This is a genomic window from Heterorhizobium halophytocola (genome assembly GCF_017873095.1).
Taxonomy (GTDB): Bacteria; Pseudomonadota; Alphaproteobacteria; order Rhizobiales; family Rhizobiaceae; genus Allorhizobium; species Allorhizobium halophytocola.
This window is the reverse complement of sequence record NZ_JAGGJU010000004.1, coordinates 370,562-390,222: the sequence shown is the minus strand read 5'-3', so window position 1 is coordinate 390,222 and position 19,661 is coordinate 370,562. Positions and strand designations below refer to the sequence as shown.

Below are 19,661 nucleotides of genomic sequence, written 5' to 3'. Positions count from 1 at the left end.
AAGGCAGGACAGATCGCTGAAACCCTGGTTCGCCTCGATCTCCTGATCCTCGATGAATTGGGATACCTTCCGTTCAGTGCCTCAGGGGGAGCGCTGCTCTTCCACCTGCTAAGCAAGCTTTACGAGCGCACCAGCGTGATCATCACCACCAACCTCAGCTTCAGCGAATGGGCCACCGTCTTCGGCGACGCCAAGATGACGACAGCTCTCCTCGATCGCCTGACCCACCGTTGCCACATCTTGGAAACCGGAAACGACAGCTTCCGATTCAAGGCCAGCTCGGCCGCCGCAGCACAAAAGAGAGGAGAAAAGACCAATCCCTTGACCAAAGCCTGATCAAAAAACCATACTCAGAGGTGGCTCACTTCTCGGTGGAAAAACCGGCTCAGTTCCGCGTGGAAATCAACACTGTGGCGTTATTTCGGCGGCTGGCTGAGAAGTTGCAATCGAACAGCGCCTATCCTCGGTAGGCAGGTAAGCCTGAGATGGATCGTAGGAGGCAGCTAAATCGCCGTTCTTCGCAGAATATGAGGCCGCAATGCATTAGCTCTCTGACGTAGAGTTTGATGAAGTCGATCCTAATGTCGATCTGACCAGCCGATGACATTAAAGGATGTTTGACTAAGGTAAATGAGGTGATCCTGAGCATGGGAGCGTAGTCGCCCATTGAGGTACATTGCGCGGTACACTTTGGGGTACGCAGCAACTCATAACGCTCTGATATATATGGTAAAATAAGAATTGGCTGGGGAACCTGGATTCGAACCAAGATTAACGGAGTCAGAGTCCGTCGTTCTACCGTTGAACTATTCCCCAACAGGATACGGACCGGTGTGGCCCGTCGGTGAGGCGGCTTATAACCAAAACAGGAAAGAATGCAAATAGGTTTCGGCAAAAAAAATCGAGCCTCTGTCCGTGGTGCTCGATCGGCGCTTGGGCCGGCGGTTGTGGGGGGTGCCATTGCTTGGCTCGTCGGTCTGTGCGGCGGGGTATCTGCCTGACAGATGCCATGGAGGCCGGCGTCGGCGGATGATGCGGGCGCAAGGGCCTCGCGCAGGCTGTCTGCGGCGTGGCAGGTCACGCCGCGAGAAAGCGGTTGGCGAAGCGATGTGTCGCTGGTATGCTGATACCAACCGTAATGAAGATTGCGCCAGCTGCACCCCGGTTCGGGAGATGCGCGGTGCTCAAGGAAGCGACATTGACTGACCCCGAGAGCGGCGCGAAGCCGCACATCGACGGGGCGTCGGCCAAGCCGCGCGAGGAAGCCAAGGCTTCCCGGCGCAGCAGGGGAAAACGAAGGGGGAAATCCGCTTCGTCGAACCCGGCGCCTGCAGGCGCCAGCGAAGGGGCAAAAACTCCCGAGCCGGCCGAGCGTCCCGATCAAGGCGAGGGGAAATCCCTCCGCAAGCGCAAGCGTCGCAGGCGTGGGGGCGGCAAGCCGGGCGTGCCCGGTCAGGCGCCCGCCGCAGGCCAGGCAAAATCCGGTCAGGTGCGACCCGGCCAGATCCGGCCGGTGCAGGCGCGCGAGCGCCCGGGCGCGCGGCCTGCCGACCCGGCCGGCGATGATACCCAGCGCAATGATGGCGGACCGACAAGTCTGGCCAAATCCACCAAGAAACGTCGCCGTCGGCGCAATCGCCGCACCGGTGGTCCGGGTGCGGCCCAGCCGAACGCGGTCGTGCCGGTTGTCGTGCCGGACATCGGGCCGATTTCTGTACGCGCGGCCGAGGGGCGTCCGTCGGGTCCGGCGCCGGCTGTCCAGCCGGCCAGCACGCCCGATCTCTATGCGGCGCTCGATCTCGGCACCAACAATTGCCGTCTGCTCATCGCCCAGCCGACCAAGCCCGGCAATTTCCGGGTGGTCGATGCCTTTTCGCGCATCGTGCGGCTTGGCGAGGGGCTCGGGGCCAGCGGCCGCCTGTCGGACGATGCCATGGACCGCGCGGTCGAGGCATTGAAGATCTGCGCGGCCAAGCTTGCCGGGCGCAAGATCCGCCGCATGCGCTTGATTGCCACCGAAGCCTGCCGCGCGGCGGCAAACGGCGAGGAATTCCTCGACCGCGTCACCCGCGAAACCGGCCTGGAACTCGAAATCATCAACCGCGAAACCGAGGCGCGGCTTGCCGTGTCCGGCTGCTCGTCGCTGGTCGGCCGCGAGGCCCGCTCGGTCGTGCTGTTCGATATCGGCGGCGGCTCCTCCGAGATCGCGGTAATCCGCATCGGCGGCAACCGCGCCAGCCGGCTCGCCCATCATATCACCCACTGGACCTCGCTGCCGGTCGGTGTCGTCACCCTGTCGGAGCGCCATGGCGGCCGCGACGTGACGCCGGACATTTTCGAGGCGATGATCGGCGAAGTCACCGGCATGCTTGGCCATTTCGACTGCCCTGACTTCGTCGATGCCGGCCTGCATCTGATCGGCACGTCCGGAACGGTGACCACGCTGGCCGGTGTGCATCTGGATCTGCCGCGCTATGATCGGCGCCGGGTGGACGGCCTGTGGCTCTCCGACGACGAGGTTTCCGCCATGCAGGCCAAGCTTCTGTCCTGGGATTATACCGAGCGCGCGGCCAATCCTTGCATCGGGCCCGACCGCGCCGATCTGGTGCTGGCGGGCTGCGCCATTCTGGAGGCAATCCGCCGCCGCTGGCCGGCAAGCCGCATGCGGGTGGCCGACAGGGGGCTGCGTGAAGGCCTGTTGACCGACATGATGGCCGATGACGGGGTCTGGCGGCGCGGCCGCAGCCGCCGTCCGCTGCGCGACCGAGAGCTTTGAGGAACATGCCATGACCAAGACACCAGTCGGCCGCAAGCTCGGCCAGAGGGTGAAGAAGGGCAAGCTGAAGGCCTCGTCCCGCCGCTGGCTCGAGCGCCATATCAACGACCCCTATGTGCAGCGTGCCAAGCTCGAGGGCTACCGCGCGCGCGCCGCCTTCAAGCTGCTGGAAATCGACGAGAAGCACCAGATCCTGAAAGGCGCCCGTCGCATCATCGACCTGGGTGCGGCGCCCGGCAGCTGGTCGCAGATCGCCGCCAAGGTCACAAGCTCGACCGAGGACGACATCCGCGTCGCCGCGATCGATTTTCTCGAAATGGCGCAGATACCCGGGGTGAAGTTTCTCGAGCTCGACTTCCTCGATCCGACGGCCCCGGACAAGCTGATGGCCGCCGTCGGCGGCACGCCTGATGTGGTGCTCTCCGACATGGCAGCGCCGACAACCGGCCACAAGAAGACCGACCATATCCGCACCATGCATCTCTGCGAAGTGGCGGCCTATTTCGCCGTCGAGGTTCTGGCCGAAGGCGGACATTTTCTCGCCAAGACCTTCCAGGGCGGCACGGAGCACGACCTGCTCGCCATGCTGAAGCAGAATTTCCGCCAGGTCATCCACATCAAGCCGGCCTCCTCTCGTCAGGAATCGGTCGAGATGTTCCTGCTTGCCAAGGGCTTCAAGGGCCGCAAGGCGGGAAATGACGACGAAGCCGATCACGCCGAGGACGACGCGCCCGAGGTCTCGGGCTGAGCGGGACTATCAAAGGCTCGGCGACAGGCCGCCGTCGATCCGCAGGTTGATGCCGGTGATGTAGCCGGCAAGCGGGCTTGCCAGAAAGGCGACGGCATCGGCGATGTCCTCCAGCCGCCCGACGCGGCCAACCGGCACCTGGGCAAAGAGCGGCAGCACCGCGCGCTCGATCTCCTCCCAGGGCGCATCGACCTTGGCGAAACCCCGCTCGGCGGCCGTCTCGCGAAATCGCGTGTCGAGCGCCGCACTGTGAATGGTGCCGGGCGAAACCGCGTTGACGGTGATGCCATTGCCCGCGATCGCCTTTGCCATCGATGCCGTCAACGCGTTGATACCGGCCTTGGCGGCAGCGTAACCGGGGCCGGAGGGCGGCGCCATGACGGCGGCAAGGCTGGAAATGTTGATCACCCGTCCCCATCCGGCCTGTCGCATGCCCGGCAGAAGCGGCGCGGTTATCCTCAAGGCCGCGAGCACGTTGCGGTCATAGGTGGACGACCAGGTGGCGGCCTGCGTGTCGTTCCAGGTTTCCCGGTCGCCGCCGGAACCCCCGGCATTGTTGACGACGATGTCGATGCTGCCGGCAATTCTTCTTGCCGAGGCGAGAAGCTCCGCCACGTCGTCGTCGCGCGTCAGATCGCCGAAGACGGCATGGGCGGCACCGCCGGCGGCCGTGATCGAACGGCTGACCGCTTCGGTCTTAGCAGGGTCACGGCCATGCACGAGCACCGTTGCCTTCTCGCGGGCGAGCGCGCGGGCGATCGCCTCGCCGATACCCTTGCTGCTGCCGGTCACGAGCGCCGTCCGGCCTTCCAGTTGCAATTCCATGGTCGAGATCCCATCCTTGTTTCCTGCGTGGCTGACACATAGGAAGACGGCAATGGACGGCACAAGTACGCACTTTAATGTGCCTACGCAGGCGCAAGGCCGCGAGCAGTGTCTCGGGCCGGATGGTTCGGTCGCTCATGTGACGCGGGTGCTGAAGATGATCCAGGGCCGCTGGAAGCTGCCGATTCTCTTCCGTCTCTATGCGGACCCGGCGCTGCGCAGCTCGGCCCTGTTGCGCGACCTGCCGGGGGTCTCGCAGAAGATGCTGACGCAGCATCTGCGGGAACTGGAGGCGGACGGGCTCGTCCATCGGATCGACTATGAGGAAAAGCCGCTCAGGGTCGAATACCGGCTGTCGGAAGACGGGTTGCGTCTGCTGCCGGTGCTGATGGCGATGCGGCGCTTCTCCACCGGCCATGCCACCGGCCTTGCCGATCCGCGGGCTGACGCGCCGTGAACGGATGCCGGCGGCCGTCATGCCGATCGTCTATTTCGCCGGCACTTCTGCCTGCGAATCGATCGGTCGGCGGTGGCCGGAGACGTCCGAACCGGCATCGCGTGGCAATCTGAGATAGGGAATGACCGCGAGCAGCGACAGGGTGGCGACGACGGCAAAGGCGATGTGGAAATTGCCGACCGTCAGGCTTTCGCCCGACACATATTCGCAGGCTTCCAGGATGAAGGCGGCGCAGGCAACCCCGATCGCGAGGCTCATCTGCTGCAGCACCGAGGCAATCGACGTCGCCTGGCTGGCCTCGGCATTGGATATGTCGGCATAGCCCAGCGCGTTCGTGCCGGTGAAGAAGAAGGACCGGAAGAAACCGGAAAAACCAAGGAAGGCGACAATGAGCGCGATCGGCGTCTCGGGGGTGAAGAAGGCGTTGGCATAGGTGGTCAGGGCGCCGAGCGTGCCGGCGCCGACCAGCAGCGAGCGGAAGCCAAGGGCGGCAAACATGCGCTTGGCGATGAACTTCGTCATCAACGCGCCGCCGGCGCCGACGAAGGTGGTGAGCCCGGACTGGAACGGCGTCATGCCGAAGCCGAGCTGCAGCATCAGCGGCATCAGGAAGGGGATCGCCCCGGTGGCAATCCGGAAGGCGGTGCCGCCGGTCTGAGCCGCGCGGAAAAGCCTGTTCTGGAAGAGTTCGAGCCGGAGGATCGGGGAGGGGTGGCGCCGGGCATGAAACGGATAGGCGATGCCCGAGAGAATGCCAACCGCCGTTGTGGTGATCCCGACGGCCGGCGGCAGGGCCGGCAGCGAAATGACGGAGAGCCCGAAGACGATGCCGGCGGCGAACAGAGCAACAAGCAGGAAGCCGGTCCAGTCGATCGGTGGCGGTTCCATCTTCTCGATGTCCGGCAGGTAGATGGTCGACAGCACCATGCCGAGAATGCCGATGGGGACATTGATCAGGAAGATCCAGTGCCAGGTGAAATAGGTGGTGATGAAGCCGCCGACCGGCGGGCCCGTCAGCGGGCCGACAAGACCTGGAATGGTCAACAGCGCCATCGCCGAGACGAGGTCGGAGCGCGAGGTGGTGCGCAGCAGCACGAGGCGCGCGACCGGTGTCATCATCGCGCCGCCCATGCCCTGCAGGAAGCGCGAGCCGACGAAGGACAGCAGCGAGCCCGAAAAGGCGCAGGCGATCGAGCCGATCAGGAAGACGAAGATGGCGAAGCGGAAGATCCGCTTGGCGCCGAACTTGTCGGCCATCCAGCCGCTGATCGGAATGAAGATTGCTAGCGCTACCATATACGAGGTCAGCGCCAGCTTCAGCGTGATCGGTCCCACATCCAGATCCCGGGCAATGGCCGGAAGGGCGGTCGATATGACCGTCGAATCCATGTTTTCCATGAACAGGGCGACGGCGAGGATGAGGGGAACGATGCGGTTCATGAGGTGATAAGACGTCCGGAAGATGCTCCCCCTTCTAGCCCTCTCTTCGACGACTGCCAATCATTGAATTCGCATGCCGGGACGCGGTCTTCATCGGAAGGCAGCTGCGGCCATCACGTCTTGGTGATTGCGCTTCCCGCCTTAGACCTGCCGGTTATATGTGCCAGTGGACCGGCAGCCCCTGAAAATCACTGCCGGGGGACAAAAGGAGGGTCAAAATGGTAATGCTCGACAGACGCAAACTGCTCGCAGCCGGGGGTGCTGCAACGCTTGCCGCACCGATGTTGATGACGCGGGCGGCCACGGCGCAGGACGCATCGCAGTCGGCCAGTATCGATCACGCCATGCCGCCGCCGACCTCGGTCTACAAGATCGGCGATTTCGACATGGTGGTCGTGCGAGACGGGGCGAGCGCGTCCGATGATCCCGGCGGCACCTTCGGTACCGACCAGCCGAAGGAAGAGGTCGCCGCGCTGCTGGAGAAGAATTTCCTGCCGACCGACAAGTTCGTCAACACCTTCTCGCCGGTGCTGATCAATACCGGTTCCGACGTCATCCTGTTCGATACGGGTCTTGGCGAAGGGGCGCGGGCCAATGGGGGAGGGCGGCTGATCGAGGGCATGACGGCCGCCGGCTATACCCGCGAGCAGGTCACCGCCGTCGTCATCACCCATATGCATGGCGACCATATCGGCGGCCTGATGGAGAAGGGCGAGCCGGCCTTTCCGAATGCCCGCTACATCACGGGCCAGACGGAATATGATTTCTGGACGGACGACGCCCGTGTCGGCACGCCGGCGGAAGCCAATCACAAGGCGGTGATGGAGAAGGTAAAGCCCTTGTCCGACCAGATGACCTTCATCGTCGACGGCGCCGAAGTGGTCTCCGGCATCTCGGCCATGGCCGCTTTCGGCCATACGCCCGGCCACATGATCTACAAGGTCGAATCGGGCGGCAAGACGCTGATCCTGACGGCCGATACCGCCAATCATTTCGTACTGTCGCTGCAGCGTCCCGATTGGGAAGTCCGTTTCGACATGGACAAGAAGGTGGCGGCCGAGACCCGCAAGCGCGTGTTCGACATGATCGCCACCGACAGGCTGGCCTTTCTCGGCTACCACATGCCCTATCCGGCGCTTGGTTATGCGGAAAAGCTCGACACCGGCTACCGTTTCGTGCCGGTCACCTACCAGTTCGAGGTCTGAGGAACTCAGGCCCGGACATGACAGCGGGCGGCTCGATAGGCCGCCCGTCTTGTCTTTATCGAGATTGCGATGTCGCCGCAGCGATCAGTGGCTGACTTCCAGCGCGGCCTGGTCGAGCATTTCTTCGAGACAGGCGCGGATCTCGTTGATCGTCAGGGCGACGCCGGCCTGGGCCAGTTCGCTGCGCAGCTGCTTGGCGATTTCCTTCTCGTCATTGCCGTTGGCAGCATTCAGCACGTGGGAGTAGACGTCCGCATTGCTCTTGCCCATGGCCTTCGCGGCCCATTCGGCAACCATGTGGTTGCGACGGTCCTGAACCTTGGCAAGCATGTCCTGCTGCGCGGCCAATTGGGTCTCACGGAGAGACGGGATAGCATGTGCACTCATGGTATTTTCCTTCCTGTTCGACACGCCCGCCGGAGCGCTTTCATTTTTTAGTATTTTCTAATTTGATCTGCATATACGAACAAATCGTATAGGCTCGGCGGAAAATTGTCGGACCTAAGGCAATTTGCGGGCGCGAGGAACCCCTTTGAGTGCGCAGCGGCTAGGCGCTGGCCGCATAGCTGTTGGCTATTCCCTTCCTGTCATGAACGTGTTACGAGCCCTCGCCAACTTCCACGCATCATGCAGGGACAACCGGTCGTTCATTCTGTCCGGCAGCGATCCCCGCATTTCCACACGAAGGAATTGGCAATGGCACGCATCGTAACGACGGCAACTGGCGCGGAAGCGCTGACCTTTGATGATGTCCTCCTCCAGCCGGGGCATTCGGAGGTCATGCCGGGACAGACCAATATCGCGACGCGGATTGCCAAGGACATCGACCTTTCGCTCCCGATCATTTCGTCGGCCATGGACACCGTCACCGAGAGCCGGCTGGCCATCGCCATGGCCCAGTCGGGCGGCATGGGGGTTATCCACCGCAATCTGACGCCGATCGAACAGGCCGAGGAAGTGCGCCAGGTCAAGAAGTTCGAAAGCGGCATGGTCGTCAATCCGGTGACCATCGGACCCGAAGAGACCCTGGCCGAAGCCCTGGCGCTGATGAAGGCGCATGGCATTTCCGGCATTCCGGTCGTCGAAAACGGCGGTCGCCCCGGTCGTCTCGTCGGTATCCTGACCAATCGCGACGTGCGCTTTGCCTCCGATCACAGCCAGAAAATTCACGAGCTGATGACCAAGGACAACCTGATCACGGTCAACGAGAGCGTCGATCAGCAGGAAGCCAAGCGGCTGCTGCACTCCCACCGCATCGAAAAGCTGCTGGTGGTCGATGCCGACGGTCGCTGCATCGGCCTGATCACGGTCAAGGACATCGAAAAGAGCCAGCTGAACCCGAATGCCGCCAAGGATGCCCATGGGCGCCTGCGCGTGGCGGCCGCCATCTCCACCGGTTCGGATGGCGTCGAACGCGCCGAGCGGTTGATCGATGCCGGCGTCGACGTCATCGTCGTCGACACGGCGCATGGTCATTCGCAGAAGGTGCTGGATGCGGTGGCCGCCACCAAGCGGATGTCGAACGCCGTACGCATCATCGCCGGCAATGTGGCGACCGCGGAAGGCACACGCGCCCTGATCGATGCGGGCGCCGACTGCATCAAGGTCGGTATCGGCCCCGGGTCGATCTGCACGACCCGCGTGGTCGCCGGCGTCGGCGTGCCGCAGCTGGCCGCCGTCATGGCCGCGGCGGAAGAGGGATCCAAGCACGGTATTCCGGTGATCGCCGATGGCGGCATCAAGTTTTCCGGTGACATGGCAAAGGCGATCGCTGCCGGTGCCTCGGCCGTCATGGTCGGCTCGCTGCTGGCCGGCACCGACGAAAGCCCGGGCGAGGTCTATCTTTACCAGGGTCGCTCGTTCAAGGCCTATCGCGGCATGGGATCTGTCGGCGCCATGGCCCGCGGCTCGGCGGACCGCTATTTCCAGGCGGAAGTGCGCGACACGCTGAAGCTGGTGCCCGAAGGCATCGAAGGCCAGGTTCCCTACAAGGGCCCGGTGTCGGCGGTCCTGCACCAGCTGGCCGGCGGCCTGAAGGCGGCCATGGGCTATGTCGGCGGCAAGGACATCCAAGACTTCCAGGAAAAGGCGACCTTCGTGCGCATTTCCGGCGCGGGCCTGCGCGAAAGCCATCCGCACGGCGTGACCATCACCCGCGAAAGCCCGAACTACCCCGGCGCCTGACCGGACCGCATGCCTGTCCGGCGGCATCCCTAAGGCTGCCGCCGGTTTCGACCTTTAGACAATGCCCAAGGAGGCGGAGCGACGCATGACCGGGTTTCAGATCTTCTGGCCGATCCTGGCCCATGTTTTGCTCGTCTATGGCCTTTACGGGCTGTTGCGCATCCGCCGCGGCCGGCTGTTTCGCGAGCGGCGGATCAATGCCGACAATGTCCGCTGGAGCATGGGCGAGCCGCCGGAGAGCCAGGGCGTGCTCAACGCCATAGGCAACCAGTTCGAACTGCCTGTGCTCTTCTATGTCTGCTGCATCCTGCTCTACATCGCCGAGGCCGACAATCTGGCCGCGGTGCTGCTGGCCTGGCTCTTCGTCGCCACCCGCTATGCGCATGCGGCCGTGCATGTGACGACCAACCGCATCCGCTTCCGTTTCTACATGTTCATCTCGGGCTATCTGGTGCTCGGCGCCATGTGGATATGGCTCGCCGTCTGGATGGCGACGAGCTGAGGGCGCAGGTCCGCCCGTCAAGGTCACGCGCTTGTGTCTTTGGCCCGTCGCCTTTGCTCCGTATTGTTTCCCCGGATACGTTTCAATTCGGGAGGGAAAGCCATGACGGAGCCAAAGACTGCCGAGCCGAAGATCAGTCAGGCGATGATCGACGCCTATGACGAATATACCCATCTGACCCTTGATCGCCGCCGTTTCATGGAGCGGCTGACCATGCTTGCCGGTTCCGGCGCTGCCGCGGCCGCGATCGCCCCCATGCTGGCGGCGAGTTCGGCCAGGGCGGCTGTTGTCGAAGAAGGCGATGCCCGGCTCGACATTCAGGACATCACCTATCCCGGTGCGGGATCCGAGATGAAGGGCTATCTCGCCTTGCCGAAGGAGGCGACCGGGCCGCTGCCCGGCGTCGTCGTCATCCATGAGAACCGCGGTCTCAACCCGCATATCAAGGATATCGCCCGGCGCATGGCGCTGGAGGGATTCGCCGCCCTGGCGCCGGATTTCCTGTCGCCGCAGGGCGGAACACCGACCGACGAGGATGCGGCGCGCAACATGTTCTCCTCGCTCGACATGGGCGCGACCGTCGACAATGCGGTGGCCACCGAGACCTTCCTTGCCGGCCATGACAAGGTCAATGGCAAGGTCGGCGCAATCGGCTTTTGCTGGGGTGGCGGCATGGTCAACCGGCTGGCCGTCGCCTCGCCGGATCTGGGTGCTGCGGTCGCCTATTATGGCGCCCAGCCACCGGCCGAGGATGTGCCGAAGATCAAGGCACCGTTGATGCTCCACTATGGCGGGCTCGACGAGCGCATCAATGCCGGCATCGATGCCTACCGCACAGCGCTCGAGGCGAATGGCAAAAGCTTCGAGATCTATGTCTATGACGGCGTCAACCATGCCTTCAACAACGACACCTCGGCGGCCCGCTACGACAAGGCGGCGGCCGATCTTGCCTGGTCGCGGACCGTGGCATTCCTGAAAAAGAACCTCGCCTGACGGCAGGCTCCGGGCGGCGCCTTGCCGCCCGCCATGCCGGTCCGGATTTCTCCCCGATCTCTCCTTCGCTTGACCGGGGTCAAACCTTCGCTGCGGCAAAGGCCTATTCTTCCCTTCGAAAAGGCACCGGGAGCATCCCGCTCGAAGGGCCGGAATGGATCGCCGTAACCTACGGCGCCGACAAGGAGAAGAGCCATGGCCGACACCATGAAAGCCGCCGTCGTTCGCGCATTCGGCGAACCCCTGACGATCGAGGAACTGCCGATCCCGCAGCCGGGGCCCGGGCAGATCCTGGTGAAATACGAGGCGACCGGCGTCTGCCACACCGATCTGCATGCCGCCAATGGAGACTGGCCGGTCAAGCCGAGCCCGCCCTTCGTGCCCGGCCATGAAGGTGTCGGCTATGTGGCCAAACTCGGGGCAGGGGTCAGCCGGATCAAGGAAGGCGACCGGGTCGGCGTGCCCTGGCTGCATACCGCCTGCGGCTGCTGCACGCCGTGCCGCACCGGCTGGGAGACGCTTTGCGGTAGCCAGCAGAACACCGGCTATTCGGTCAATGGCACCTTTGCCCAATATGGTCTGGCCGATCCCGACTTCGTCGGACGCCTGCCGGACAATCTGGAATTCGGTCCGGCCGCGCCGGTGCTTTGTGCCGGGGTGACCGTCTACAAGGGCCTGAAGGAAACCGAGGTGAAGCCCGGCGAATGGGTGGTGATCTCCGGGATCGGCGGGCTCGGTCACATGGCCGTGCAATATGCCAAGGCGATGGGCATGCACGTGGTCGCCGCCGATATCTTCGAGGACAAGCTGGCCCTGGCCCGCGAACTCGGTGCCGATGTCACCGTGAACGGCACCGCCGCGGATGCGGTGGAGCAGGTGCAGACGGCAACCGGCGGCACGCATGGTGCGCTGGTAACCGCGGTATCGCCAAAGGCCATGGAGCAGGCCTATGGCTTCCTGCGGGCCAAGGGCACGATGTCGCTGGTCGGTCTGCCGCCGGGCTTCATCTCGCTGCCGGTGTTCGACACCGTGCTGAAGCGCATCACCGTGCGCGGCTCGATCGTCGGCACCCGGCAGGATCTCGAGGAATCGCTGGTGTTTGCCGGAGAGGGCAAGGTGAAGTCCCACTTCTCCTGGGACAAGCTCGAAAACATCAACGCGATCTTCGACCGGATGAAGCAAGGCAAGATCGACGGCCGCATCGTTCTGGACCTTGCTGCCTGACCTTGAGCCCAAAGGGCGGCGGTGGAGAGAGATCGCCGCCTTTTTTGCCGCCATCCTTTGATATGTCGCATTGCACGCATTACCTTCGCGGTTGCGAAGTAATCAGCGGAGCGACTGCGCCATGTCCGAACGCCTAACGACCAATGTCATCGTTTTCCAAGGTGGCGGTGCGCTCGGCGCTTACCAGGCGGGTGCCTACGAGGCCTTGCACAAGACTGGAATCGAACCCGACTGGCTCGCCGGCATCTCGATCGGAGCGATCAATTCGGCAATCATCGCCGGCACGCCGAGGGAAAGGCGCGTGGAACATCTGCGCCGCTTCTGGGACCGCGCATCCTCCGGCTTCGATGCCGGCTGGGCGCCCGAGGATCCGGCGTTTCGCCGGCTGTTCAACGAGGTCTCGGCGATGACCTCGGCGATGACAGGGGTTCCGGGCTTCTTTTCGCCGAGGCTCTACACGCCCTATCAGTTGCTCCTCAATCCGGAGAGCCTGATCAGCTTTTACGATACCCAACCGTTGATCGACACGCTGGAAACGCTCGTCGATTTCGACTTCCTGCAGCAGTCGGACATTCGCCTCAGCCTCGGCGCCGTCAATGTGACGAGCGGCAACTTCGCCTATTTCGACAACCGCAAGGAATGTCTCAATGCCCGCCATGTAGCGGCGTCCGGCGCGCTGCCGCCGGGATTTGCCCCGATCGAGATCGACGGTGCCCACTATTGGGACGGGGGCCTGGTGTCCAATACGCCGCTGCAATACGTGCTCAACAAGAGCGGATCGGATCAGGATCTCTGCATCTTCCAGGTCGATCTGTTTTCGGCCAGGGGCCAGATTCCACGCGACCAGTTCGAGGTCGAGGCGCGCACCAAGGAGATCCGCTTCTCCAGTCGCACACGCATGAACACCGACGAATTCGCCCGCAAGCAGATCCTGCGGCGCGCGGCCAAGCGGCTGCTGGAGAAGTTGCCGCCGGAGATGCGCGACGACGAGGATGCCAGGATTCTCGCCTCGGCGGGCGTGGAATATGATGTCACCATCGTCCACCTGATCCATCGCAAGGCGGCGAACCTGTTCCACGGCATGGATGCGGAATTCTCCCGTGCCACCATCGAGGATCACTGGCGCGCCGGCTATGACGACGTGATGACGACCCTCGAACACAAGGCCTGGAAAACCCGCAAACGGCCGAAAAAGGGCATCCAGATCTTCGACCTTGCCGGCAAGCATGCCAGGGTGACCGAGGATGCCGCGTTTTCCGAGAGGATGTAAGCAAAGCATCTGCCCAGGCCAGGTCCTTTGCCACACCGACCGGCCTTCGGCCGCGCGAAATTGTGCGGTCGCGAAATAAAAGCTTCTCCAACAGGCCATTCCCTCTAGATTGTCTGGATGCGCGGCCCCGTGACCGCCGTTGCCGATCGTGTCCCGCGCATGCCGATCAACGACAACATCCGTGGAGAACAAGCATGAGCCTGGCCCCTTTGAAGATGAAGCGTCTGGCCCTGTCGGCCGGCGTGGCGCTTGCCTTTGCCGTATCCGCTCCGGCCTTCGCCGACGAGAGCGTGCCGCAGAACGACCTGTTGAATGCGACCCTGTGGATGCAGAAATCGGTCGAGTACAAGGGCAATGTCCTCGGCACCTTCGCGCTTGCCAGGATACGCCTCGACGAGGCTCTGGCCGACAAGAGCTGGACGGCGCTGCCCGAGATGCAGGATGCGGCCAAGGTCTCCGACATGCCGACCGCGATCATCCTCGACTGCGACGAGACCATTCTCGACAACAATCTCTACGAAGCGCATCTGGTCAAGGACGGCACCGATTTCAGCCCCAAGGAATGGACGGCCTATGTGAACTCCGAACAGACCACGGCGATGCCGGGTGCTGTCGAATTCACCCAATATGCGGCATCCAAGGGCGTGAAGGTTTTCTACATCACCAACCGTACCAAGGAAGAAGAGTCGGCGACAGCCACCAACATGGAAAAGCTCGGCTTCCCGATGGGCGGCAATGTCGATACGCTGCTGACCAAGGGTGAAAAGGAAGAATGGGGCTCGCCCAAGGGCAGTCGCGACCAGCTGGTGGCCAAGGATTACCGCGTGCTGCTGATGCTCGGCGACAATTTCTCCGACTTCACCGACGACTACAAGGGCACGCTGGAAGAACGGCAGGCGGTGTTCGAAAAGGCCCAGAGCCACTGGGGCAAGGACTGGCTGGTGCTGCCCAATCCGGAATATGGCTCGTTCGAAAGCGCGCCCTTCCTCTCGGATTACAAGCTGTCGGCGGACGAGCGCCGCAAGAAGAAGATCGACGCGCTCGACGGCTGGACGCCGAAGAACTGATCAGTCCGCTCTCTGCAGCGAAACGGCACTGGCGGCGAGCGCGTCGGCCAGTGCATTCATCTCGGCCAGGCGTCGCGACGAGCGGCGCCAGGCAAGCCCGATCTGCCGCGAAGGCTGCGGATCGGCAAACGGCACGATCCTGAGCGCATTGCGCGCCGTCTCGGTCTCGATTGCCATTTCCGGGATCAGGGTCATGCCCATATCATGCGAGACCATCTGCAACAGCGTCGACATCGAGGTCGCCCCCACATTGACGAGGCTGCGCCGGCCCGCCGTCTTGCAGACCGCGAGCGCCTGATCGCGCAGGCAATGGCCTTCCTCCAGCAGCAGCAGCCGGTCCGTGTCGACCGACGTCTCGGTCATCGGCGACATCAGCACGAGATTGTCGTTGTCGGCGATCGCCATGAAGAAGCGGTCGGTGAAAAGCGGTCTTTCGGTCAGGGCGTCGTGGTCGAGCGGCAGGGCGACGATCGCGGCGTCGAGATGTCCCTCCTGCAGGTCGGCGATCAGCCGGTCGGTGACGGCCTCCTTCAGTTCCAGCTCGATCAGCGGAAAGGCGGATCTGAGGTGCGGCACGGCCTTGGGCACCAGATAGGGCGCGACGGTGGGGATAATGCCGAGCCGCAGCAGGCCCTCCAGCTGACCGCTCGGCTGCCGGGCCGCTTCCTCCAGCTTGTCGACGTCTGTGAGGATGCGCCGGACATGCGCCAGGATTTCCCGGCCCTTGTCGGTCAAGAGCGTGTTGCCGCGGGACCGCTCGACCAGCGTCACGCCCAGATGGCTCTCCATTTCCTGGATCTGCGCCGAAAGCGCCGGTTGGCTGACATGGGCCAGCTTGGCGGCGCGGCCGAAATGCAGGGTGGTCGCCAGCGCATCGAAATAGCGCATTTGACGGATGGTAATCATGATAGGATTTTCCGATCGTAGTTTTTCATAAATACGATTGGAGATTATCGTTGGCAAGTGCGAGATTTTCCGCTGCAGGACCCTACATGGTCCCACGAAACACCAAACGGAGGAAATCATGACCGATCGCCCCACATTGACGACGACCGCCGGGTCGCCGATCCCCGATAATCAGAATTCGGTGTCGGCCGGCGAACGCGGCCCGCTGCTGCTGCAGGATTACCAGCTGATCGAAAAGCTCGCCCACCAGAACCGCGAGCGTATTCCGGAACGCACCGTGCACGCCAAGGGCTGGGGTGCGCATGGCACGCTGAAGATCACCGGCGACATTTCCAGATACACCAAGGCCAAGGCGCTGCAGCCGGGCGCCGAAGTCCCCATGCTGGCCCGCTTCTCGACAGTGGCCGGCGAGCAGGGTGCCGCCGACCATGAGCGCGACGTGCGCGGTTTCGCGCTGAAATTCTACACCGAGGAAGGCAACTGGGACCTCGTCGGCAACAACACGCCGGTGTTCTTCGTCCGCGACGCCTACAAGTTCCCGGACTTCATTCACACGCAGAAACGTCATCCGCGCACCAATATGCGCTCGCCGACCGCCATGTGGGACTTCTGGTCGCTGTCGCCGGAAAGCCTGCACCAGGTCACCATCCTGATGTCGGACCGCGGCCTGCCGGTCGATCCGATGCACATGAACGGCTACGGCTCGCACACCTATTCGCTGTGGAACGATGCCGGTGAGCGCTTCTGGGTCAAGTTCCACTTCAAGACCGAGCAGGGCCACAAGCATTATTCCAATGCCGAGGCCGAGCAGATTGTCGGCAAAACCCGCGAGGGCTACCAGGAGGCACTCTACAACACCATCGAAGAGGGCCGCTTCCCGCGCTGGAAGATGCAGATCCAGGTGATGCCGGAACTCGAGGCCGAGACCTGCTCGTTCAACCCGTTCGACCTGACCAAGGTCTGGCCGCATGCCGACTATCCGCCGATCGATGTCGGTCATTTCGAGCTGAACCGCAATCCGGACAATTATTTCTCCGAGATCGAGAACGCCGCCTTTTCGCCCTCCAATATCGTACCGGGCATTTCCTGGTCGCCGGACAAGATGCTGCAGGCGCGCATCTTCTCCTATGCGGATGCTCACCGTCACCGGCTCGGCACCCACTACGAGCAGATCCCGGTCAATCGCCCAAAATGTCCCGTCCATCACTACAACCGCGATGGCGAGATGAACGTCTATGGCGGCTCGATCTCCGGCGACGTCAACGCCTATTACGAGCCGAACTCGTTCAACGGCGCGGTCGAGCAGCCGTCGGCCAAGGAGCCGCCGCTGAAGGTGTCCGGCAATGCCGATCGTTATGATCATCGCACCGGCCATGACGACTACAGCCAGGTCCGGGCCCTGTTTGCCGAGGTGATGGATGATGGCGAGCGCCAGCGCCTCTGCGCCAATATCGCCGGCGCCATGGCGGGTGTTCCCGACTACATCAAGGAGCGCCAGTGCCGCCACTTCGACCTCGTCCATCCGGACTATGGTGCAGGCGTGCGCAAGGCATTGGCCGATGCCGGCGAGGGCTATGACCCGAACGGCATCCCGGTCGATGAAAACACGCCGCAGGCCGCCGAGTAATCGGGACGCGGCTGTGCACACCGTGAACTGATCGTAGGGCGCCCGGCAACGGGCGCCCTTTCGCGTACCGGCGGCAGACGGCCGGGATTGCGGCCGCGAGAGGGACAAATGCAACGCTCGTCGCGACATCGACGCGGCCTTGCGCGCGCCTGCTTGTTTCGTCTCGGGCGCAGGGATAATGTCTGGCCGCTTCGCCGGGTACGGCCTGTCGTCTGTCGGAGAGGACGGGCGTCATTCGCGGCTTTTTTCTGTTGTTGTCGAGGATATCGAAATGGGAGACCCACGGAACGACAGACTGCTTCAGCGCAAGCAGCCGCAGCAGGAGCGCAGCATGCAGCGGCTCGACGCCATCCTCGCGGCGGCCACCGATATCGTCTGGAAGGAGGGGGTCGAGGGGCTGAAGATGACGGAGCTCGCGCATGCCGCGGGCGTGCCGATCGGGTCTCTCTACCAGTTCTTTCCCTCGCGCGCGGCGGTGTTGAAGGCGCTGCATGATCGCCATACCGAACGTGTCGAGACCGGAGCCGAGCGCGTGTTCGGCGCCGTGCAGACGCTCGAAGAGGCCGAGGCGCTGCTGGTTGCTGCCGTCTGCCAGTTCTACGATGTCTTTCGCAACGATCCTGTCTATCTGCCGGTCTGGCAGGCCGCCAAATCCGACCGTGACCTGCAGCGGCTGAACATCAATCACGCCGAACGGCTGGCCGACATTCTCGTGCGCCATTTCAAGCGCCTCATGCCCGCCGGCACGGATATTGACCTGAAGGCCCGCAGCCAGATCTATGTCGAGCTCTCGGGCGCGCTGGCGCGCCGCGCGATGCAGGAAACCGACGAGGTGGCAGTCCGGCTGCTCGAGGAGTGGAAGGTCATGGTCCGCAAGGGCATGTTCACGCCCTAAGACGGGGCCTTCCCGGGCGGGATGCCGGCAGCCGGCGGAGCCGCCGGCGCGCCGGACAACCCTACCAGCTCGGCAGGATCTGCGCCGACCGCGCCCGTCCGATCTGGCGGGGCATCAGCTTCAGGTCGCCGTCGCTGTCCAGATCGTTCGACACCGGCGTGATATTGTCGAGACAGGCCGCGATGTGATCGGTGATCGCATTGGTGAGCGTCGCGGAAAACCCGGGGCGCTTCATGATGCCGATCTGCACCGGTGGCAGCGAGGGGAAGCCGTCGGCATTCGTCAGCACCCGCATGCCGGTGCGCAAGGCCGATTCCGGCAGCACGGAGACCGCCATGCCGGCCAGCACCGCCGAGGCGACGACGGTCGACGACCAGCTGGTAAACAGGATCTGGTGTTCGCGCCCGGCCGCATCAAGCGCCGAACAGGCGAGCTGGCGCCAGTTGCAGTCGCGGCGACCGACGGCCAGCGGCACCGGGGCATTGTCCGGCAGCGGGTGGTTGGCCGAAAACACCCAGCAGAGTGGCTCGGTGCGCACCACATCCGAGGTCCGCGCGCGCGGATTATGGGTGACGAGCGCGATGTCCAGTTCGCCGCGGGCCATCTTCTCCGCCAGGTCGACAGAGGGTTCGCAAACGATATAGAGCTCGACATTCGGATGGCTTTTGGCGAAACGGCCGATGATCTCCGGCATGTAACGGTCGGCATAATCGTCCGGCGTGCCGATCCGGAGCGTGCCTTCCAGGCGGCTGTCGTCGAAGGCGGCCAGCGCCTCGTCGTTCAGCCGGATGATCCGGCGGGCATAGTTCAGCAGCTTCTCGCCCTCGGCCGTCAGCCGGTTGCCGCGTCCGTCCTTCATGAACAGCTGCTTGCCGATCCGCTCCTCCAGCCGGCGCATCTGCATCGAAACGGCCGATTGCGTCTTGAACACCCGGCCGGCAGCCTTGGTGAAGCTGCCGCTGTCGATGATGGCGATGAAGGTATGCAACTGGTCGATATCGAGGGGTGCGGACATTGCCTGGTTCCACATCATTAGCTTTGATGATTACCATTAAAAACATTCGTTGGACTGATCAATAGGCTTTCGCCATCTTGCTGCTCGTCAAGTGATCCTCTCCGAGGTTCGATCCCCGATCGATTCCCCAAGGTCCGCCGCCTGCAAAGCCTCGGAGAGGAGGCTTTGCTCCCGATCGTCAAAATGATCCCGTCGTCGACATGAAAGGACGAATTGCCATGTCTACCGTTGCGTTCAGCCCAGCTACCGCCGCCCAGCCGGTTGCCCTGAGCACCAATGTGGTCGTGGCCGTCCTGACGCGTGTGGCAGGCCGCTGGCAGATGATCGTCAACCGCCGTGCCGCCCAGCGCCTCTGCGATCTCGACGACCATGCGCTGGCCGATATCGGCCTGACGCGCTCCGATCTCGACAGCGTATTCGCCAGGGCCGGACTGATCGGTGATCCGACAGTCGATCTTGCACGGCTTGCCCGTCACCGCAGTGTCGCCAGCCTCTGATCTTTGCATGTCCCATCCCCGCAGGGTGAA

The 19,661-nt window shown here is 63.3% G+C and carries 19 protein-coding genes and 1 tRNA gene; 14 read left to right on the top strand and 6 right to left on the bottom strand.

What is annotated here, in order from left to right:
* On the top strand, nucleotides 1–336 hold a 336-nt coding region (locus J2Z17_RS09720; RefSeq protein ID WP_209944294.1), incomplete at its 5' end, for an ATP-binding protein.
* 406 nt (nucleotides 337–742) lie between these two features.
* On the opposite strand, the gene J2Z17_RS09715 is transcribed toward J2Z17_RS09720, so the two are convergent.
* A tRNA-Gln gene (locus J2Z17_RS09715) sits at nucleotides 743–816 on the bottom strand.
* A 382-nt stretch (nucleotides 817–1,198) separates the two neighbouring features.
* Here J2Z17_RS09715 and J2Z17_RS09710 point away from each other — a divergent pair.
* Both J2Z17_RS09710 and J2Z17_RS09705 read left to right on the top strand, forming a co-directional pair.
* Nucleotides 1,199–2,776 (top strand): Ppx/GppA phosphatase family protein, encoded by a 1,578-nt coding sequence (locus tag J2Z17_RS09710; RefSeq protein ID WP_209944292.1) that lies wholly within the window; start codon nucleotides 1,199–1,201, stop codon nucleotides 2,774–2,776.
* A 10-nt stretch (nucleotides 2,777–2,786) separates the two neighbouring features.
* Entirely contained in the window at nucleotides 2,787–3,524 is a 738-nt protein-coding gene (locus J2Z17_RS09705) for an RlmE family RNA methyltransferase (protein ID WP_209944290.1), read from the top strand.
* A 9-nt stretch (nucleotides 3,525–3,533) separates the two neighbouring features.
* On the opposite strand, the gene J2Z17_RS09700 is transcribed toward J2Z17_RS09705, so the two are convergent.
* Nucleotides 3,534–4,349, bottom strand: coding sequence for an SDR family NAD(P)-dependent oxidoreductase (locus tag J2Z17_RS09700; RefSeq protein WP_209944288.1), 816 nt, complete (start codon nucleotides 4,347–4,349; stop codon nucleotides 3,534–3,536).
* 52 nt (nucleotides 4,350–4,401) lie between these two features.
* Here J2Z17_RS09700 and J2Z17_RS09695 point away from each other — a divergent pair, with 52 nt between their 5' ends.
* Nucleotides 4,402–4,806 (top strand): winged helix-turn-helix transcriptional regulator, encoded by a 405-nt coding sequence (locus J2Z17_RS09695; RefSeq protein WP_209944286.1) that lies wholly within the window; start codon nucleotides 4,402–4,404, stop codon nucleotides 4,804–4,806.
* 30 nt (nucleotides 4,807–4,836) lie between these two features.
* Here J2Z17_RS09695 and J2Z17_RS09690 read toward each other — a convergent pair whose 3' ends face one another.
* Nucleotides 4,837–6,246 (bottom strand): MFS transporter, encoded by a 1,410-nt coding sequence (locus J2Z17_RS09690; protein WP_209944284.1) that lies wholly within the window; start codon nucleotides 6,244–6,246, stop codon nucleotides 4,837–4,839.
* Nucleotides 6,247–6,464: 218 nt separating this feature from the next.
* Between J2Z17_RS09690 and J2Z17_RS09685 the strand changes: the two genes are divergently transcribed.
* Nucleotides 6,465–7,451, top strand: a complete 987-nt coding sequence (locus tag J2Z17_RS09685) for an MBL fold metallo-hydrolase (RefSeq protein WP_209944282.1) — start codon at nucleotides 6,465–6,467, stop codon at nucleotides 7,449–7,451.
* 84 nt (nucleotides 7,452–7,535) lie between these two features.
* Here the strand turns inward: J2Z17_RS09685 and J2Z17_RS09680 are convergent, their stop codons facing one another.
* Complete coding sequence (locus tag J2Z17_RS09680; protein ID WP_209944280.1) at nucleotides 7,536–7,838, bottom strand: ATPase inhibitor subunit zeta; 303 nt, start codon at nucleotides 7,836–7,838, stop codon at nucleotides 7,536–7,538.
* Between the two features lie 309 nt (nucleotides 7,839–8,147).
* On the opposite strand from J2Z17_RS09680, the gene guaB reads away from it, so the two are divergent.
* The 6 genes from guaB to J2Z17_RS09650 all read left to right on the top strand — a co-directional run bounded on the left by guaB (nucleotide 8,148) and on the right by J2Z17_RS09650 (nucleotide 14,691).
* Nucleotides 8,148–9,635 carry an IMP dehydrogenase gene (gene guaB, locus J2Z17_RS09675; protein WP_209944278.1) on the top strand — a complete coding sequence of 496 codons (1,488 nt, stop codon included), beginning with the start codon at nucleotides 8,148–8,150 and terminating at the stop codon, nucleotides 9,633–9,635.
* An 85-nt stretch (nucleotides 9,636–9,720) separates the two neighbouring features.
* Complete coding sequence (locus tag J2Z17_RS09670) at nucleotides 9,721–10,137, top strand: MAPEG family protein (RefSeq protein WP_209944276.1); 417 nt, start codon at nucleotides 9,721–9,723, stop codon at nucleotides 10,135–10,137.
* Nucleotides 10,138–10,239: 102 nt separating this feature from the next.
* Nucleotides 10,240–11,130, top strand: a complete 891-nt coding sequence (locus J2Z17_RS09665; protein ID WP_209944274.1) for a dienelactone hydrolase family protein — start codon at nucleotides 10,240–10,242, stop codon at nucleotides 11,128–11,130.
* 195 nt (nucleotides 11,131–11,325) lie between these two features.
* Nucleotides 11,326–12,354 (top strand): alcohol dehydrogenase AdhP, encoded by a 1,029-nt coding sequence (gene adhP, locus J2Z17_RS09660; RefSeq protein WP_209944272.1) that lies wholly within the window; start codon nucleotides 11,326–11,328, stop codon nucleotides 12,352–12,354.
* A 121-nt stretch (nucleotides 12,355–12,475) separates the two neighbouring features.
* A complete protein-coding gene (locus J2Z17_RS09655) occupies nucleotides 12,476–13,624 on the top strand; it encodes a DUF3734 domain-containing protein (RefSeq protein ID WP_209944270.1) in 1,149 nt (382 codons plus the stop codon).
* A 194-nt stretch (nucleotides 13,625–13,818) separates the two neighbouring features.
* On the top strand, nucleotides 13,819–14,691 hold the full coding sequence (locus J2Z17_RS09650; protein WP_245223969.1) for a 5'-nucleotidase, lipoprotein e(P4) family: 873 nt from the start codon (nucleotides 13,819–13,821) through the stop codon (nucleotides 14,689–14,691).
* On the opposite strand, the gene J2Z17_RS09645 is transcribed toward J2Z17_RS09650, so the two are convergent.
* A complete protein-coding gene (locus J2Z17_RS09645) occupies nucleotides 14,692–15,597 on the bottom strand; it encodes a hydrogen peroxide-inducible genes activator (protein WP_209944268.1) in 906 nt (301 codons plus the stop codon).
* Between the two features lie 118 nt (nucleotides 15,598–15,715).
* Between J2Z17_RS09645 and J2Z17_RS09640 the strand changes: the two genes are divergently transcribed.
* Together J2Z17_RS09640 and J2Z17_RS09635 are read left to right on the top strand one after the other, a co-directional pair.
* On the top strand, nucleotides 15,716–17,224 hold the full coding sequence (locus J2Z17_RS09640; protein WP_209944266.1) for a catalase: 1,509 nt from the start codon (nucleotides 15,716–15,718) through the stop codon (nucleotides 17,222–17,224).
* Between the two features lie 271 nt (nucleotides 17,225–17,495).
* On the top strand, nucleotides 17,496–18,119 hold the full coding sequence (locus tag J2Z17_RS09635; RefSeq protein WP_209944264.1) for a TetR/AcrR family transcriptional regulator: 624 nt from the start codon (nucleotides 17,496–17,498) through the stop codon (nucleotides 18,117–18,119).
* Nucleotides 18,120–18,180: 61 nt separating this feature from the next.
* Here the strand turns inward: J2Z17_RS09635 and J2Z17_RS09630 are convergent, their stop codons facing one another.
* On the bottom strand, nucleotides 18,181–19,134 hold the full coding sequence (locus tag J2Z17_RS09630; RefSeq protein WP_209944261.1) for a LysR substrate-binding domain-containing protein: 954 nt from the start codon (nucleotides 19,132–19,134) through the stop codon (nucleotides 18,181–18,183).
* A 218-nt stretch (nucleotides 19,135–19,352) separates the two neighbouring features.
* Between J2Z17_RS09630 and J2Z17_RS09625 the strand changes: the two genes are divergently transcribed.
* Entirely contained in the window at nucleotides 19,353–19,631 is a 279-nt protein-coding gene (locus J2Z17_RS09625) for a DUF1127 domain-containing protein (RefSeq protein WP_209944259.1), read from the top strand.
* Nucleotides 19,632–19,661 lie beyond the last annotated feature (30 nt).